This window comes from Micromonospora sp. SYSU B005 (assembly GCF_055362685.1).
Map to the genome: position 1 here is coordinate 185,669 of NZ_JAXCFU010000008.1, position 17,359 is coordinate 203,027.

A 17,359-nucleotide genomic window follows, 5' to 3' on the forward strand; every position below is an offset into this window, starting at 1 on the left:
TGGACGCGTGCCCGTCCCGGCCGGTTCCCCCGGCTCAGTCCTCGCCGCCGAGGTCGGCCTGGTACGCCTCCCAGAGCAGGTCGGCTCCGTGCCGCCGGTGCCTGTCGAGCGCACGCAGCAGATCGCGGGTGCGCGCCCGTACCTCCGCGGCGGACACCCCGGGCAGGCGTACGGCGTGCTGGAGCGCCGCGCTGATCGCGGCGTGCTCACCGACCAGCAGGCGTACGCCCCGGTCCAGGCGTGGCGCGGCGCGCACCAGGTCGGCGTAGTGGCCGCCGGCTCCCTCGGTGACGCGGACGTGTTCGGTGAACCCCCGCCGGACGGGGTCCAGATCGGTGAGAAGTCGCTCCCGCCAGCGCGGCCCGGCGGTGGCCAGCGCCCGCCCGAGGGCGCGCAGGTCACCGGAGGCGCTCGGGAGCACGGCGGTCGGCTGCTGGATCGGACTGGTGACCATGGGACACCTCCCGCTGCTGGGTGCGAACCCGTATGGCGATGGTGGACCCGGTTCGAGGGCCTGTCCAGCGGTCGGTGCCGCCTCATCTGCCCCATCGGCATCAGCAGCCCCGCGAGTTGTCACCGGCCCCGGAGACGACTGTGCGCCCCGGTCCGGGTGGACCGGGGCGCACAGGCCGTGTGGTGGAGGTGCCGGGAATCGAACCCGGGTCCTTCGCCGGTTTGTCAGGGCTTCTCCGAGCGCAGCTCGCTATGCCTCTACTCGGCCCCACCGCTCACGCGAGCAAGTTGGTGTGACGGGCCCAGTCGCTGATTGATCTCGCCGCACGGACCCCGCGACCGGGTCCGATTGGCCAGCCTTCTAGCTGATGCCGGCTAACTGGGTCGAAGGCACTCCCAGGCCGACAGACTTGCTACTCGCCTCAGGCGGCGAGAGCGAAGTCAGCGCGATTGTTCTTGGCGCTTATTGGTTTCCGACGACCGATTCTCGAGACGACGTCGGCTTCCTCGGCTCGCTTCCCCTGTCGCTGCGTACGAAGTCGAAACCAGTCACCCCCTCGAAGTGCTGCCCCTGTCGGCAGCACACCAAGCCTAACGCCTGGCGCAACCGGTTTCATCCCGAGGCCCGCCTGACGCGGACCACCGGGACGAACCGGACGAATCACTCACCCATGCCCTTGCCGCGCCGGCCCACCGCCCGGGCGATCTCCCGGTCGGCGTCCCGCTTGGCGAGGTCCTGGCGCTTGTCGTACGACTTCTTACCTCGGGCCAGGCCGATCTCCACCTTCGCCCAGCCGTCGGAGAAGTAGACCTGCAACGGCACCAGCGTCAGGCCGCTCTCCTTGAGCTTGCCCAGCAGCCGGTCGATCTCCAGCCGGTTGAGCAGCAGCTTGCGGGTACGCCGGGGCTCGTGGTTGGTCCAGGTGCCCTGGGCGTACTCCGGGATGTGCATGGCGTGCAGGTAGATCTCGCCGTCGCGCTCCTGGGCGAACGCGTCCACGAGCGACGCCCGCCCGGCCCGCAGCGACTTGACCTCGGTGCCGGTCAGCGCCATGCCCGCCTCGTACGTGTCGAGGATGGCGTAGTCGTGGCGTGCCTTCTTGTTGGAGGCGACCACCTTGCGACCCTTTTCCCGTGGCATCGGCGCCACCCCCTTCCTGATCGACTCACCGGCCACCGGCCGGCGAGCGGAGATCATGCTACCGGAACCACAAGGGCCCTCCCGCGCCGTTTATTCCGGCGCGGGAGGGCCCTCGGTGAGCCGTACGAGGTGACTAGACCCGCAGGTAGAAGCGGAGCGTGACCCAGGCGGTGACCGCGCTGACCACGCCACCGACGGCGGCCATCAGCGGGAAGGTCAGGAAGATCTCGGACCAGGAGATCGGGGTGATGAGGCCCTCCAGGGCCGCCATCGAACTGCCGGCCGACAGCAGCTTCACCCCGACCAACGCGAGCAGGCCCAGGATGGAGCCGAACAGACCGGCCACCACCGCCTCCAGCACGAACGGCGCCTGGATGAACCAGTTCGACGCGCCGACGAGCTTCATGACCGCCACCTCACGCCGCTTGCTGTAGGCGGCGACCTGGATGGTGTTCGCGACGAGCAGCAGGGCGGCGATGGCCATCACGGTGGCGATCGCGAGCGCTCCGTTCTGGAAGCCGCTCAGCACGCCGAAGACCTTGTCGAGCAGCTTGCTCTGGTCGACGATCGTGTCGATGCCCTCGGTGGCCTTGTACTTGTCGTAGATCGCCTTGTACTGCTCCGGGTCGTTCAGCTTCACCCGGTACGACTCGGGAAGCTGGTCCGGCTTGACGGCGCTGACCAGGTCCGGGGCGTCGGCGTACATCTGCTGGAAGCGCTCGTACGCCTGCTCCTTGTTGACGTACGTCGAGTCCTTGACCAGGGGATCCTGGCCGAGCTGCTGACCCAGCGCGTCGACCTGTTCCTTGGTGGCATCGGTCTTCAGGAAGATCGAGACCTCGACGTTCTCGTAGTAGAGGTCCTTCATGTCGCCGACCTTCTGGTAGAGAAGGCCGCTGCCGCCCAGCATGAACAGCGACACCGCCATTGTGATGATCATGGCGATGGTCATGGTGACGTTGCGCCACAGCCCGACCAGTACTTCGGACAGGACGTACTTCATCCGCATCGGGATATTCCTCCGGCTCTCCGGCGTGAGGTTTCGTCGTCAGGGTCTACGGAACGTCGTCCGGCTCAGCCGTAGACGCCGCGGGCCTGGTCGCGCACGATGCGGCCGCTCTCGATCTCGATCACCCGGCGCCGCATCTGGTTCACGATGTTGGAGTCGTGCGTGACCATCACGACGGTCGTACCGGTGCGGTTGATCCGGTCCAGCAGGCGCATGATCTCGATCGAGGTGTCCGGGTCCAGGTTTCCGGTCGGCTCGTCGGCCAGCAGGATCAGCGGCCGGTTGACGAACGCCCGGGCCACCGCGACACGCTGCTGCTCACCACCGGAGAGCTCATGCGGGTAGCGGTGCTCCTTGCCGCCGAGACCGACCAGCTCCAGCACCTCCGGCACGACCCGGCGGGCGACCGCCTTCGTCTTACCGATCACCTCCAGCGCGAACGCCACGTTCTCGTACGCGGTGCGGTTCGGCAGCAACCGGAAGTCCTGGAAGACGCAGCCGATGGAACGCCGGAAGTGGGGTCGCTTCCAGGAACGCATCGACGTGACGTCCTTGCCGTTGACGACGACCCGGCCCTTGTTGGGCGTGACCTCGTGCAGCAGCAACTTGATGATGGTGGACTTGCCGGAGCCGGATGGACCGATGAAGAAGACGAACTCGCCCTTCTCGATCGAGACGGACACGTTGTCGAGCGAAGGCCGGGACGCCTTCGGGTACGTCTTCGTCACTTGCTCAAGCTGAATCACGGGTCGGTAGTCTACGCGGTGTAACCGCAGAGCCAAGCCCCACGCCCCGCCGAAGCGGTGCGCGTCATCGATTTACCCGGTCAGCCCGAGATCGATGACGCGCTGCGTCCGAGCGTGATCACGCACTGTCAGCGCTGAGCTGCTGCTGCTTCCGCCAGCGGATTCCCGCCTCGATGAAGCTGTCCAGGTCACCGTCGAAGACCGAGGACGGATTGCCCGTCTCCTGTTCGGTACGCAGATCCTTCACCATCTGATACGGGTGCAGGACGTACGAGCGCATCTGGTCGCCCCAGGAGCTGGTGCTGCCGGTCTTCAGGCCGGCCAGCTTCTCCTCCTCCTCCTGCCGCTTGCGCTCCAGCAGCCGGGCCTGGAGCACCCGCATCGCGGAGGCCTTGTTCTGCAACTGGGACTTCTCGTTCTGGCAGGTCACCACGATGCCGGTGGGGATGTGGGTCAGCCGCACCGCCGAGTCGGTGGTGTTGACGCTCTGCCCGCCCGGGCCGGACGACCGGTAGACGTCCACCCGGACCTCGTTCTCCGGGATGTCGATGTGGTCGGTCTGCTCGGTGACCGGCAGCACCTCGACCCCGGCGAAGCTGGTCTGCCGGCGGCCCTGGTTGTCGAACGGGCTGATCCGCACCAGCCGGTGCGTGCCGGACTCCACGCTGAGCGTGCCGTAGGCGTAGGGCACCTTCACCGTGAAGGTGGCCGACTTCAGGCCCGCCTCCTCGGCGTACGAGGTCTCGTAGACCTCGGTCGGGTAGCCGTGCCGCTCGGCCCAGCGCAGGTACATCCGCAGCAGCATCTCGGCGAAGTCCGCGGCGTCCACGCCACCGGCGCCGGCCCGGATCGCGACGAGCGCCTCCCGCGAGTCGTACTCGCCGGAGAGCAGCGTGCGGACCTCCATCTCCTGGATGGCCTTGGTCAGCCCGGCGATCTCCGACTCGACCTCGGTCAGCACGCCCGGGTCGTCCTCCGCCTGGGCGAGTTCCAGCAGCACCCCGGCGTCGTCGAGCCGGGAGCGCAGGTCACCGAGCTTGGTGATCTCGCCGTTGACGTACGACAGCTGCGACGTCACCTGCTGCGCCTTGGCCTGGTCGTCCCAGAGGTCGGGCGCGGAGGCCTCCTGCTCCAGCCGGGCCTTCTGCTCGCGCAGCTTGTCGAGGTCGAGCACAGCCTCGATGTTGCGCAGCGTGGCGTCGAGGTCCTTGAGCTGTTCGGCGTAATCGGCAGCGGTCACGACAGACAAGACTACTGCCTATCCTGGCCCGGCCGCCGCAGGTGGTCAGCCGACCGGCGCGGTCTTCAGCCAGGACAGCGCCGCCTTGTGGTAGGCGACGGCGAACTCCAGCGCGCTGGCGTCGTAGCTGTCGCCTTCCTTCTTGGCGTTCTTGACCTGCTCCCGCACCGCCGCCAGCGCCTCGGTGTGGTACTCGTTCGCCGTCGCGTACAGGTTCTTGAGCTGGCTCGACGAGTGCAGGTCACCGAACGCGATCCGTAGCGCTATCGGGTTACGGATGGTGTCCTTGCCGGGATTCTCCGCCAGCCAGCGGGAGAATGTCCGTTTCCCGGCCGCCGTCAGCGCGTACGGCTGGCTCATCCGCGGCCCGGGCTTGCCGAGACGCACCAGACCCTTCTCGGCCAGGACCGGCAGCTCCCGGTAGACCTGACTGCGGGTCATCGACCAGTACGGCGCCAGCCGGCGCTCAGCGGCGGCCATCAACTGGCCGCCAGTCATCGGGCCGTCGTGCAGCAGACCGAGCAGAGCTGCTGCCGTCGGGTTGACTCCGGATTCCGCCATGCCCTCTAAGCTGCCACTTTGTCGGCTCTGGCGTCCAGGATTTGCTCATTTCGGCACCCGATGACGGGTCCGATGTGCACTGTCGGATGAGGAAGAGGGCCCGCCCCGGCCGGGACGGGCCCTCCGGCGAGCGTCTCAGCCCATGTGCGGGTAGGCGTGATCGGTCGGCGGGACGAACGTCTCCTTGATCGTCCGCGGCGACATCCAGCGGACCAGGTTGTGCCAGGAGCCCGCCTTGTCGTTGGTGCCGCTGGCCCGGGCGCCGCCGAACGGCTGCTGCCCGACCACCGCGCCGGTCGGCTTGTCGTTGATGTAGAAGTTGCCGGCGGCGTACCGCATCTTCTCCGCCACCCGGTCGACCACCCGGCGGTCGGTCGCGAAGATCGACCCGGTCAGCGCGTACGGCGCGATCGACTCGGCCTGGGCGACCACCTCGTCGAAGCGGGCGTCGTCGAAGACGTGCACGCCGAGGATCGGCCCGAAGTACTCGGTGGTGAACGTCTCGTGTGCGGCGTCGGAGCACTCGAACAGCGTCGGCCGGACGAAGTAGCCGACCGAGTCGTCGGCGGTGCCGCCGGCCAGGATGCGGCAGGAGTCGTCACCCTTGATCAGCTCCAGCGCGGCGGTGTGCCGGCCGAACGCCTTGTCGTCGATCACCGCGCCGCCGAAGTTGCTGAAATCGGTCACGTCGCCGTAGGTCAGCGAGTCGGCGGTGGCGGCGAGCCGGTCGCGCAGGCCACCCTCCCAGATCGACCGCGGGACGTACGCCCGGGAGGCGGCCGAGCACTTCTGGCCCTGGTACTCGTAGGCGCCCCGGATCAGCGCGGTGTGCAGCGCGTCCACGTCGGCGCTGGAGTGCGCGACCACGAAGTCCTTGCCGCCGGTCTCGCCGACCAGCCGGGGGTAGCCCCGGTAGCGGGCGATGTTGTCGCCGACGGTCTTCCACAGGTGCTGGAACACCTTTGTCGAGCCGGTGAAGTGGATGCCTGCGAGGTCCGGGTCGGCCAGCGCCACCTCGGAGACCTCCTCGCCGCGGCCGGTGACCATGTTGATCACGCCGGGCGGCAGGCCGGCGGCCTCGAACAGGCGCATGGTGAAGTGCGCCGCGAACTGCTGCGTCGGGGACGGCTTCCAGACCACCGTGTTGCCGAGCATGGCCGGCGCGGACGGCAGGTTGCCGGCGATCGCGGTGAAGTTGAACGGGGTGATCGCGTAGACGAACCCCTCCAGCGGCCGGTGGTCGAGGCGGTTCCAGACCCCGGGCGAGGACAGCGGCTGCTCGGCCAGGAGCCGCCGGGCGAAGTGCACGTTGAACCGGAGGAAGTCGATCAGCTCGCAGGCCGAGTCGATCTCGGCCTGGACGGCGGTCTTGGACTGGCCGAGCATGGTGGCCGCGTTGAGCGTGTCCCGCCAGGGGCCGGCGAGCAGGTCGGCGGCGCGCAGGAAGATGGCGGCCCGCTCCTCGAACGGCAGCGCACGCCACATCGGAGCGGCGTCCTTGGCGGCCTTCACCGCGGCGCGGGCGTCGTCGTGGGTGGCGTGCCCGGTGACGCCGAGGACGTGCGCGTGCTTGTGCGGCTGCACCACGTCGATCGACGCGCCGCCGGCCATCCGGCGCTCGCCGGCGATCGTCATCGGCAGCTCGATCCGCTCGGCGGCCAGTTCGGCCAGCCGTCGCTGGAGCCGTTCCCGGTCGGCGCTGCCGGGCTCGTAGTTGTGCACCGGCTCGTTGAGCGGCTCGGGTACGGAGAACACGGCGTCCATCACAGGCTCCTGGCGATCTCGACGGCGACGGCGAAACCGGACCCGCGGGCGTCGGCCGGCGGCCGGACGCCGGACACCGCGGGGTCAGCGGCGGCGGGACCTGGCCCGATTCTGTCACGAGACGCCCCCGCGGGCCCCGCCTCCCCGGCACACCGGACAGCCCAGCTCGTCTCCGGACCTTCAGCCGCCGCCCACCCACAACCGACGAAACATCGGAGTACGGGACGACACGTCGTCGATCCTTCGGCGCGCTCGGTTTCGGTGCCTGCCGTACCCGGCCCGCCCGAGCGGCGGCGGCACGCCGCGTACGCTGGATGACCGGTGACCTGCCCGGCCCGGCGCGGGCGATCCGGCGACCGTCGAAGGGGAGACGATGAGCAACCAGCCCGGCAGCTCCACGGCCGCGGAGACGGACGAGCCCGAGGCCGTCGAGCCGTCGGCCGGCGAGGCGACCACGGACGAGGCCACGGCCACGGACGAGGCCGCTGCGACCGGGCGGCCGGAGTTCGCGCCGGGCGCGATCGTGCTCGCCCTGCTCTCGGTCGGGTGGCTGGCTGCCATGCTCTGGTCGACCCGCGAGGCGATCCACTCCACGGCTGCCGGCGTCACCGCGATCAGTCTCTCCGCGTACGCGCTGCCAGGCGTCATCACCGCCGCGCTGGTCACCGGCGCCACAATGGCCCTGCTCGCGACGAACCGGCTGGGCCGCGCCACGCTGCGCTTCCTGGCCGCCGTCGGCACCGGCCTCCTGGTCGGGCTCGTCACCGCGGTGGCGATCAACCTGACGTACGCGGACAACGCCACCACGAACACCATCGCCGGCACCGCGGCGGCGGCAGCGATCATCGGCGGGGCGATGGCCGGCGCGCGCCAGGCCCGGGTGGTGGGGGCGATCACGCTCGCCACGCTCACCGCGCAGATCTTCGTGGTGCTGTTCAGCCGCGTCCGCGATCCGCTCTCCGACCTGTTCGGCGCCGGGGAGACCCAGCAGTCGGTGCTCGACGCCGCGAAGTGGGTCTCGCGTACCGAATCGCTGCTCGCCGGGCTGCTGGCCGGCCTGGCCGCGTACCTCTATCTGACCTGGTCCCGGCGCCGGGCGGAGCGCCGCGACGGCGCGGCGTCGCCGCTGCGCTGGCCGGCCTACCTGGTCGCCGGGGCGGGCGCGGGCCTGCTCCTGCTGCTCACCGAGGTGATCATCCGGATCGGCGGCCGTGGGCTGCTCGACCTGGCCGCCGCGCTCAGCGAGGCCGACGAGGTGGCGCAGACCGCGCTGGGCACCTCCCGGGTCGACAACGGGATCTGGGTGCTCTTCGTCGGCGCGCTGACCACGCTCATCGTCTTCGGGCGCACGCTCGGGCCGCGCCCGGTGGACGACGACGAGGACGAGCCCGCGGCCTGAACCGGCCCGGTCAGCCCGCCTCGCGCAGCAGCAGGTCCAGCTCGGTCACGTCGTACCACTCCAGTTCGTGGTCCTCGGCGCCGTCGACGGTGAACTGGGCATCCGGGTCGCCGGCCTGGGCCTCCACCACCACGTCGACGGCGGCGGCCACGTCCTCGACCGCGTCCGCGCCGTCCACGTGCAACGCGGCGATCGACTTCACCGGCACCGGCCCGGCCGGCCGGACCACGCTCGACCCCAGCTCGCCGCCGACCCGGCCGACCGCGCGGGCCGGCAGGTCGGCCGAGACGACCACCCGTCGCCGGGGCGCTGTGGGGTCGTTGCGGAGCAGGAGCAGCGCGTCCTGGGCGGCCCGGGTGAAGGCCACGTACTCCAGTTCCTCCTCGTCGCCCTCGGCGTACCACTCGCGCAGCTCCGGGGTCACGGCGTGCGCCGCCTCGGCGCTCAGCCCCTCCTCGCGCAGCCGGGCGAGCATGGGGACGGTCGCCGGCAGGTACACCCGGACAAGCTCGTCGGTCACGGGTCACTCCCACACTCAGGCCGATCGTCGGCGGGCGCCGACTCCGGGCGCCGATCATGCCGTACGCCGAGACCGTCATACACCCGGCACCCGTGCGGGTGAAGTCTCCCGCCGGTGTGTCTCCCGAACGGGCACCTGGCGATGTCACCCGGTGGTGGCAAACTGAAGCAAACGCAACCAACCCCGGGAGTCACACCGTGGAGTCGAGGTTCCTGCTGCTGTCCGACGTCGCCGCCGAGCTGAACGTGTCGGACTCGCAGGTCTACCACATGGTCCGCAGCGGCGAACTGCCCGCGATCAAGATCGGTGGCCGGGGTCAGTGGCGGGTCGAGCGCGCCCGGCTGGAGGAATACATCGAGCGCAAGTACGCCGAGACCGCCGAGTGGGTACGCGGCAACCCGCTCGGCGAGCGCGACGAGGAGTGACCGCCCGCGGACCGCCCGCCATTGACGGCGGTCGCACACGTCCGGGAAGATGAGGGTCTGTCGGAGGCAAACGAAGGCAAACGCAAGGATTTGAGATGGTCGACACCCGCCGTCCCCGAGCACCCCGCCCGCCGGTCCGTCTCCGGCCCGCCCCGCCGCTCGACCCGCCGTGCACCGACGAGGAACCGCTCTGGAGTCCCGTCGGTCAGCTCACGCTCGACCTGTCCGACCCGCGTCGCCGAGCCACCGCACGCCCCGCCGGCCGCGCCCCTGACCCGGCACCCGCCTGGCCCCGCTGGTCCGGTGCGCAGGCGTCGGCCCTCGCCTCCGCCACACCCGAGGGAGCGCGGGCCGCCCACCTGTTCGTGCGCACCTTCCTGGAGATCGTCAACGGCTTCCGGCCGCCCGGCCAGCTCCGGCCGCTCTGCCTGCCCGAGTCGGCCGGCCCGGTGGCGGCCGAACTGACCCGTGCGGCCCGCCGGGTGACACCGGTCCGCCGCCGTACCGCCCGGCCGGCGCTGCTGCTGCGACGCCTGCGGGTGTGCGAACCCCGCGCGGGCGCGGTCGAGGCCACCGCCGTGTTCGCCGGCGCCGGAGGCGCGAGCTGGGCGGTAGCGATACGCCTGGAATGCCGCCGAGGCACCTGGCTGTGCCTCGTCCTCGACGTCCTCTGAACCGGGCCATCGCCTCCCCGACCCGGCTCGCCGCACCGCGGCCACCCGCGCCGATCTGCGAGCGGGCGCAGCCATCCAGCTCCCAGCTCCCAGCTCCCAGCTCCCAGCTCCCAGCTCCCAGCTCCCAGCGGAGATCTTGGTACCAAACGGCCCTCATAGGGGCCCTTTCCTACCAAGATCTCCACCGCTCCCACCAGCCGGAACGCCAATCTCGCCCAACGGGAGGCTCGCCGCAGCAACCCGCCGAACGAGGATCTCCGGCCCACGCCCGCGCCTCCACCGACGCCGATCTTGCACTTTCGGCCCCCCAATACCGGCATGAATCGGACACGACGAGGGCCGAAACTGCAAGATCGCGGGGCGGGTAGGGCGGGGACGGGCGAGGGGCGGGCGGGGACGGGGACGGGCCCCGGCCTTGGTGGCCGGGGCCCGTCGGGGCGCTCGTTCGGGGTCAGTTGCCGCCGTTGGGCGAGCCGTGGCAGCGCTTGTACTTGCGGCCGGAGCCACACGGGCAGGGCGCGTTACGGGACGGGCCCTCGCCGCCGTCGACCTGGCCGGGAGCCGCCCGCCGGGCGGTGCTGGCGGCCACAGCCTGGCCACTCGCCCCGGCCGGTGCACGGCGCGGCGTGGTGGCGGCCGGGCGCTCCGAGGACTGCTGGCCGATGCCGAGCGCCGGCGCCTGCTGCTCGGGCCGCTCGATCACCGGAGCGCCCCGGCCTGCCTCGCCGTCCACGGCGGGCGCCGAGTATTGCAGGCCCTGCTGCTGCGGCGCGCGGTTGAGACCCTTGGCCCGGATCTCCACCGGCTTGTCCAGCAGCTGCACCTCCTCGGCCTTCGGCTCCGCCTCCTCGACCTGGACGTCCAGGTTGTAGAGGAAGCCGACAGTCTCCTCCTTGATGCCGTCCATCATGGAGGCGAACATGTCGAAGCCCTCGCGCTGGTACTCGATGACCGGGTCGCGCTGGGCGTACGCCCGCAGGCTGATGCCCTCCTGGAGGTAGTCCATCTCGTACAGGTGCTCGCGCCACTTGCGGTCGATCACCTGGAGCAGGACCATGCGCTCGAGCTGGCGCACCGCCTCCTCGCCGAGGTTCTCCTCGCGCCTGTCGTACGCGGCGTGCGCGTCCTCCTTGAGGCGGGCGAGCAGGAAGTCCTGGTCGATGCCGGAGCGGGAACCGACCTCCTCCTCCAGCTCCTCGACGGTGACGCCGACCGGGTAGAGCTGCTTCAGGCTGGACCAGAGCTGGTCGAGGTCCCAGTCCTCGGCGTAGCCGTCGCTCGTCGCGCCGACCACGTACGCGGTCACCACGTCGTCGATCATGTTGCGGACCTGGTCGGACAGGTCCTCACCGTTGAGCACCCGGAGGCGCTCGGCGTAGATCACCTGGCGCTGCTTGTTCAGCACCTCGTCGTACTTGAGGACGTTCTTGCGGATCTCGGCGTTCTGGCCCTCGATCTGGGCCTGGGCGCTCCTGATCTGGCGGGTGACCATCTTCGACTCGATGGGCACGTCCTCCGGGATGTTGAAGCGGTCCATCACCGCCTCGACCGCGCCGGCCCGGAAGCGCTTCATCAGCTCGTCCTGGAGCGACAGGTAGAAGCGGGACTCGCCCGGGTCACCCTGCCGGCCGGCGCGACCGCGGAGCTGGTTGTCGATCCGGCGGGACTCGTGCCGCTCGGTGCCCAGCACGTAGAGCCCCCCCGCGGCGGCCACCTCCTCCGCCTCGACGTCGCACGCCTGCTTCCAGGTCGGGAGGATCTCCTCCATCGCCTTGGCATACTCCTCCGGCTGCTCGACCGGGTCGAGCCCGCGCTGGCGCAGCTCGTTCGCGGCGAGGAACTCGGGGTTGCCGCCGAGCAGGATGTCCGTACCGCGGCCGGCCATGTTCGTCGCGACGGTGACCGCGCCCTTGCGCCCGGCCTGCGCGACGATCTCCGCCTCCTTGGCGTGGAACTTCGCGTTCAGCACCGAGTGTGGGATGCCGCGGCGGCGCAGCATGTGCGACAGGATCTCGGAGTTCTCCACCGAGACGGTGCCGACCAGCACCGGCTGGCCCTGCTCGTGCCGCTCGGCGATGTCCTCGACGACGGCGTTGAACTTGGCCTTCTCGGTCTTGTAGATGACGTCGGGCCGGTCGAGCCGGACCATCGGCCGGTGCGTCGGGATGGTCACGACGCCGACCTTGTAGACCTTGTTGAACTCGCCCGCCTCGGTCTGGGCGGTACCGGTCATGCCGGAGAGCTTCTCGTAGAGGCGGAAGTAGTTCTGGAGGGTGATGGTGGCCAGGGTCTGGTTCTCCTGCTTGATCTCCACCCCCTCCTTGGCCTCGATCGCCTGGTGCATGCCCTCGTTGTAGCGGCGGCCGTGCAGGATGCGGCCGGTGAACTCGTCGACGATCAGGACCTCACCGTCGTTGACGATGTAGTCCTTGTCGCGCTTGTAGAGCTCCTTGGCCTTGATCGCATTGTTCAGGTAGCCGACCAGCGGGGTGTTCACCGACTCGTAGAGGTTGTCGATGCCCAGGCGGTCCTCCACCTTGGCCACGCCGCGCTCGGTGATGGCGATGGTGCGCTTGGCGTAGTCGACCTCGTAGTCGCCCTCGCCGTCGGTGCCGGGCTGGAGCCGGGCCACCACCGTGGCGAACTCCTGGTACCACCGGGCGGAGTGCTCGGCCGGACCGGAGATGATCAGCGGGGTACGCGCCTCGTCGATCAGGATCGAGTCGACCTCGTCGACCACGGCGAAGAAGTGGCCGCGCTGGACCAGCTCGTCCTTCGACCAGGCCATGTTGTCGCGCAGGTAGTCGAAGCCGAACTCGTTGTTCGTGCCGTAGGTGACGTCGCACTCGTAGGCCGCGCGGTGCTCGCTGGCGGGCCGGTTGGGCAGCACCACGCCGACGCGCAGGCCGAGGAACTCGTGGACGCGGCCCATCCAGGCGGCGTCGCGCTCGGCCAGGTAGTCGTTCACCGTGATCACGTGCACGCCCTTGCCGGCGAGCGCGTTCAGGTAGACCGGCATGACCGAGGTGAGCGTCTTGCCCTCACCGGTCTTCATCTCGGCGATGTTGCCGAAGTGCAGCGCCGCGCCACCCATCACCTGGACGTCGTAGGGGCGCTGGCCGAGCACCCGCGAGGCGGCCTCGCGGCACACCGCGAACGCCTCGGGCAGCAGGTCGTCGAGGGTCTCGCCATCCTCGAGCCGCTCCTTGAACTGCTCGGTCATGCCGCTCAGCTCGTCGTCGCTGAGGTTGACGTAGTCGTCCTCGATCGAGTTGACGGCGGCAGCGATGGCCTTCAGCCGACGCACCATGCGGCCCTCGCCGGCGCGAAGGAACTTTTCCAGAATCGACACGGATCAACGCTCCCCTAGACGGTCTCGAACCATCGTAGGCGCTCCGAGGCGACGATGGTCACTGGTGGCGGCGGTCCGGGCTCCGGAACCCGACATAACGTCGCGACCGTGCGCCACCGGCCGCTAATCGGGTTACGCCGTGCGCGAACGATCCGGCACGATGGCTCGAATGGAGCCTGTGGAGATCATCGAAGACGGCCTGCTGCTGCGCCCGTGGCGCGCGGAGGACGCCGACGCGGTGCACCGTGCCTGCCAGGATCCGGACATCCAGCGCTGGACCACCGTACCTCGCCCGTACCTGCCGGAGCACGCGACGGAGTACGTCACCACGATCAGCGCCACCGCCTGGGCCGAGGGCACCGCTGCGCTCTTCGCGGTCTGCGACGCCGGCACCGGTGAGCTGCTCGCCTCGTTCGGCCTGGTCTCCGTCGACCGCGCGCGGGACTCGGCCGAGGTGGGCTACTGGACCGCGCCGTGGGCCCGGGGCCGGGGCGTCGCGGTCCGCGCCACCCGCGCGCTCGCCCGCTGGGCGTTCGACGCGCTCAAGCTGCGCCGGCTCACCTGGCAGGCCGAGATCGGCAACCACGCCTCCCGGCTGGTCGCGTTGCGCGCCGGCTTCCGCATCGAGGGTGAGCTGCGACTGGCCGACCCCAGCCCCGGCGGCCGGACCGAGGGCTGGATCGGCTCGCTGCTCCCCGGCGAGGTCGCCGCCGCCGGCGACCCGGTCCCCTACGGCCCGGACACGCTCCAGGCCCGCCGCGCGGCGGTCTTCGGCCGGCCGCAGCCGGTCCTGTTCGCCACCGCCGGCGACACCGAGCTGCGGCTGCGCGCGCTGGAGGAACGCGACCTGGCCGCGGTGACCCGCACCTGTCAGGACGAGCAGACGATCCGCTGGACCACGGTGCCGCACCCGTACCGGCCGGAGCACGCCGAGGGCTTCCTGCGCGACCTGGTGCGCCCGGCCTGGGCGCGGGGCACAGCGGTGACGTTCGCCGTGGCCGACCCGGACGACGAGTACGTCGCCTCGATCGACCTGCGCCTGCTGCCGAACGACCCGTTGGTGGCCGACGTGGGCTACATGACGGCGCCGCACGCCCGCGGCCGGGGCTACCTGCCGGCCGCGCTCGCCGCGGTGTGCGCCTGGGGCTTCACCACGCTCGGCCTGGCCCGGATCGAGTGGCGGGCGAACGTGGGCAACACCGCCTCGCGGCGGGCCGCCGAGAAGGCCGGCTTCACCGTCGAGGGCACGCTGCGCGGCGGCGTCCAGCACCGCGGCGAGCGGCAGGACGTCTGGATCGGCGGCCTGCTGCCGGGCGACCTGGCATGACCCCGGAGACGATCGAGGGGTACGGCGTACGGCTCCGGCCGTGCCACCTCGCGGACGCACCGGACATGGTGGCCGGGTGCACCGACCCGGAGATCCGCCGGTTCATGCCCCTGCTGCCCGACCCGTACGACGCCGACACCGCCCGCTTGTGGATCGACGAGGGCGCGCCCGCGGCGTGGGCGGCGGGCGGGGCCGCGTACACGATCGCCGACCCGGCCACCGACCGGCTGCTCGGCAGCATCGGGCTGACCCGGCTCAGCGCGGAGCGGGCGACGTACGAGATCGGTTACTGGGTGGGAGCGGCGGCGCGCGGCCGGGGCGTGGCGACCGCCGCCACCCGGCTGCTGACCGGGCGGGCGTTCGCCGCCGGCGCGGCCCGGCTGGAGCTGCTCACCCGGACGGAGAACGTGGCGAGCCAGCGCATCGCCCTGGCCTGTGGTTACCGGCACGAGGGCGTACGCCGGGCGGCCGGCGCGGACGGCGACGGCTTACGCCAGGATCTGATCGCCTGGGTGCGGCTGGCCGACGACCCGCCCGGGCCGGTCCCCCGCCTGCTGCCGGACCTGCCGGACGGCCGGCTCACCGACGGCGTGGTGACGCTGCGCCCGGTGGAGCCGGCGGACACGGACGCGCTGTACCGGATGCACTCGCTGCCGGAGGTGGTGGCGAACCGGGTGCCGCCGGTGGCGCCGGAGCGGGCGGCGCTCGCGCGCCGCTGCCGGCTCGCGGCGAGCCGCTGGCTCGCGGGCGAGGCCGCCGACCTGGCGATCCTCGACGCGGCCGCCGGCGCCGTCGTCGGTGGGTGCGCGCTGTTCTACGACGAGCCGGCCACCGGGCAGGCCATGATCGGCTACAGCCTGCTGCCCGAGGCGCGCGGGCGCGGGCTGGCGGCGCGCACGGTCCGGCTGGTCGCCGGGTGGGCGTTCGGCGTCGGGGTGTCCCGGCTGTGGGCCGGCACCCGGCCGGACAACGTCGCCTCGCAGCGGGTGCTGGAACGGGCCGGCTTCCGGCGGGAGGGGCTGTTGCGCGGCCGGCTGCCCGGCCCGGACGGCGTCCGTGTCGACTCGGTGGTCTACGGCCGGCTCGCCACCGACGGGAACTGAGGACGGGCCCCGCGCGGGGGCCCGTCCTGACCGGTCAAGGGGTCACGTGTCGAGCTGGATGATCCCGTAGTCGTACGCGTGCCGCCGGTAGACCACGCTCGGGCGGCCGGACTCCTTGTCCTGGAACAGGTAGAAGTCGTGGCCGACCAGTTCCATCTGGAACAGCGCGTCGTCGACGGTCATCGGTTCGGCGGGGTGGACCTTCGCCCGGGCGATGTGCCACGGCTGGTCGTCGGGTTCGGTGTAGCCGCTCTCGTCGGGGCGTTCGGCGACCGCGGTGGCGGTGCCGTGGCCGTCGAGCGCCGCCAGGCCGGGACCGTCGAGGTCGGCCACGGGTAGGCCGGCGGTCGCGGCGGCCACGGAGATCGGCGCGTGCCGTCCGCGGTGTACCCGGCGACGGTCCGCCGCGCGGCGGAATCGCGTGTCCAGCTTGGCGATGGCGGCGTCGAGCGCGCTGTAGAAGTCGTTCGTGCAGGCCTCGGCCCGGATCACCGGGCCGCGCGTCACGCACGTGATCTCCACCCGCTGGCAGGTGTCCGCCTGGCGTGGATTGCGCTCGTGGAACAACTCGACGTCCACGCGAATGAGCTTCTGGTCGTAGCGTTCGATCTTCGCGAGCTTCTCGGCTACGTGCACCCGGTAATGGTCCGGCACTTCGACGTTACGGCCCTTGACCACGATGTCCACGTGACCTCCCTTGTTCGGACGGTCGTTCGGTCCGGATCAGATCCGGTCGACGCGCCGGGAGGGCCCCGCTCGGCGTCGACCGGTGTTGTTCGGCTACGCCTCCTTCCAGTGCCGGGGGAAGGTTTGACCCTCACTACCCCCGACACCGAAACGCTAACTCCTGTACGGCCACCCGTCACCCCTGGTTGCCGAAGGCGGTCGCGAAATTTAACAGCTCATACACCAAGGGGTGAAACGGATACACGAAGCGTCACCGACGGTGCCGCTTTTGCGTTGCGGCGAGCACGGCCGCGGCCTTTGGCGTCATTCCCGCGCGGTGCAACATCCGGCTCACCGCCGCGAGCGTGGCGCCGGTGGTGACGATGTCGTCGAGCAGCACGACGGTCTCCCCCGGCCGGTGTCCGGCCGCCGGGCGGCGCAACCGGAACGCCGCCTCGGCGGCGGCGGCCCGTCCGGCGCTGTCCAGCGCCACCGAGTCGGTCCGGGGCAGTGCCCGCAGCGGGCGCAGCACGCGTACCGGCCAGCCGGCCGCGCGCAGGCGGGCCGCGGCCGGGCGGACCAGCCGGTCCAGGTGGTCGCCGTAGCGGGCCCGGGCGGCGCGTGCGGTGTCGGGCACCGCCACCAGCGTCACCGGGCCGGGCGGCCCCGCGGCCGCCGCGACCACCTCGGCCAGCAGCGCGCCCAGCGGCCGGGCCAGCCCGTGCCGGCCCCGTTCCTTGTACGCCAGCAGCCCTTCGCGCAGCGCGCCGCCGTACGGGCCGAGCGCGACGCAGGGCGGCAGGCCGGGCGGGGCCGGGTCGGGCCTCGTCGGGGCGGGACGCAGCGACTCCAGCTCCCGTACGCAGCCGCCGCAGAAGCCGTGCCGCAGCGGTACCGATCCCGCGCCGCAGCCGGCGCACCCGGCGGGCAGCACCAGGTCGGTCAGGTCCGACCAGAGCCCGCCCAGGTCACGCACGCG

Annotated in this window: 16 protein-coding genes and 1 other RNA gene; 5 read left to right on the forward strand and 12 right to left on the reverse strand. The window is 71.2% G+C overall.

Features of this window, described 5'->3' with window-relative positions; all coding sequences use genetic code 11:
* Positions 1-34: 34 nt before the first annotated feature.
* The 8 genes from SM452_RS19845 to pruA form a co-directional block, all read right to left on the reverse strand.
* Positions 35-454: a hypothetical protein gene (locus SM452_RS19845; RefSeq protein ID WP_463840463.1), complete on the reverse strand. Its 420-nt coding sequence runs from the start codon at positions 452-454 to the stop codon at positions 35-37.
* 180 nt (positions 455-634) lie between these two features.
* Positions 635-1,010, reverse strand: a transfer-messenger RNA (tmRNA) gene (ssrA, locus tag SM452_RS19850).
* Between the two features lie 104 nt (positions 1,011-1,114).
* Positions 1,115-1,594, reverse strand: coding sequence for an SsrA-binding protein SmpB (gene smpB / locus SM452_RS19855; RefSeq protein ID WP_030271124.1), 480 nt, complete (start codon positions 1,592-1,594; stop codon positions 1,115-1,117).
* A gap of 133 nt (positions 1,595-1,727) precedes the next feature.
* Entirely contained in the window at positions 1,728-2,603 is an 876-nt protein-coding gene (ftsX, locus tag SM452_RS19860; protein ID WP_013284226.1) for a permease-like cell division protein FtsX, read from the reverse strand.
* A gap of 65 nt (positions 2,604-2,668) precedes the next feature.
* The gene (gene ftsE / locus SM452_RS19865; RefSeq protein ID WP_013284225.1) at positions 2,669-3,349 is read right to left on the reverse strand and encodes a cell division ATP-binding protein FtsE; all 681 of its coding nucleotides are present in this window, start codon (positions 3,347-3,349) and stop codon (positions 2,669-2,671) included.
* Positions 3,350-3,467: 118 nt separating this feature from the next.
* A complete protein-coding gene (gene prfB, locus SM452_RS19870) occupies positions 3,468-4,589 on the reverse strand; it encodes a peptide chain release factor 2 (RefSeq protein WP_262014979.1) in 1,122 nt (373 codons plus the stop codon).
* A gap of 45 nt (positions 4,590-4,634) precedes the next feature.
* Positions 4,635-5,150 (reverse strand): PadR family transcriptional regulator, encoded by a 516-nt coding sequence (locus SM452_RS19875; RefSeq protein WP_013284223.1) that lies wholly within the window; start codon positions 5,148-5,150, stop codon positions 4,635-4,637.
* 135 nt (positions 5,151-5,285) lie between these two features.
* Positions 5,286-6,914 (reverse strand): L-glutamate gamma-semialdehyde dehydrogenase, encoded by a 1,629-nt coding sequence (gene pruA, locus SM452_RS19880; protein ID WP_262014980.1) that lies wholly within the window; start codon positions 6,912-6,914, stop codon positions 5,286-5,288.
* A gap of 373 nt (positions 6,915-7,287) precedes the next feature.
* On the opposite strand from pruA, the gene SM452_RS19885 reads away from it, so the two are divergent.
* Positions 7,288-8,313 carry a hypothetical protein gene (locus tag SM452_RS19885; RefSeq protein ID WP_262014981.1) on the forward strand — a complete coding sequence of 342 codons (1,026 nt, stop codon included), beginning with the start codon at positions 7,288-7,290 and terminating at the stop codon, positions 8,311-8,313.
* 10 nt (positions 8,314-8,323) lie between these two features.
* Here SM452_RS19885 and SM452_RS19890 read toward each other — a convergent pair whose 3' ends face one another.
* Complete coding sequence (locus SM452_RS19890; protein WP_463840464.1) at positions 8,324-8,833, reverse strand: DUF6912 family protein; 510 nt, start codon at positions 8,831-8,833, stop codon at positions 8,324-8,326.
* 197 nt (positions 8,834-9,030) lie between these two features.
* Here SM452_RS19890 and SM452_RS19895 point away from each other — a divergent pair, with 197 nt between their 5' ends.
* Both SM452_RS19895 and SM452_RS19900 read left to right on the forward strand, forming a co-directional pair.
* Positions 9,031-9,258, forward strand: a complete 228-nt coding sequence (locus SM452_RS19895) for a helix-turn-helix domain-containing protein (RefSeq protein ID WP_013474124.1) — start codon at positions 9,031-9,033, stop codon at positions 9,256-9,258.
* Positions 9,259-9,353: 95 nt separating this feature from the next.
* Complete coding sequence (locus tag SM452_RS19900; RefSeq protein ID WP_463840465.1) at positions 9,354-9,932, forward strand: Rv3235 family protein; 579 nt, start codon at positions 9,354-9,356, stop codon at positions 9,930-9,932.
* 451 nt (positions 9,933-10,383) lie between these two features.
* Here the strand turns inward: SM452_RS19900 and secA are convergent, their stop codons facing one another.
* Positions 10,384-13,284: a preprotein translocase subunit SecA gene (gene secA, locus SM452_RS19905; RefSeq protein WP_355506481.1), complete on the reverse strand. Its 2,901-nt coding sequence runs from the start codon at positions 13,282-13,284 to the stop codon at positions 10,384-10,386.
* 169 nt (positions 13,285-13,453) lie between these two features.
* Here secA and SM452_RS19910 point away from each other — a divergent pair, with 169 nt between their 5' ends.
* Together SM452_RS19910 and SM452_RS19915 are read left to right on the forward strand one after the other, a co-directional pair.
* Positions 13,454-14,611, forward strand: coding sequence for a GNAT family N-acetyltransferase (locus tag SM452_RS19910; RefSeq protein WP_463840466.1), 1,158 nt, complete (start codon positions 13,454-13,456; stop codon positions 14,609-14,611).
* Positions 14,608-15,714, forward strand: coding sequence for a GNAT family N-acetyltransferase (locus SM452_RS19915; RefSeq protein ID WP_463840467.1), 1,107 nt, complete (start codon positions 14,608-14,610; stop codon positions 15,712-15,714). The genes SM452_RS19910 and SM452_RS19915 overlap by 4 nt, the downstream gene beginning before the upstream one ends.
* Positions 15,715-15,756: 42 nt before the next feature.
* Here SM452_RS19915 and hpf read toward each other — a convergent pair whose 3' ends face one another.
* Positions 15,757-16,401: a ribosome hibernation-promoting factor, HPF/YfiA family gene (gene hpf, locus SM452_RS19920; RefSeq protein WP_091418726.1), complete on the reverse strand. Its 645-nt coding sequence runs from the start codon at positions 16,399-16,401 to the stop codon at positions 15,757-15,759.
* 250 nt (positions 16,402-16,651) lie between these two features.
* Positions 16,652-17,356: a ComF family protein gene (locus SM452_RS19925; protein ID WP_463840468.1), complete on the reverse strand. Its 705-nt coding sequence runs from the start codon at positions 17,354-17,356 to the stop codon at positions 16,652-16,654.
* Positions 17,357-17,359: the final 3 nt, after the last annotated feature.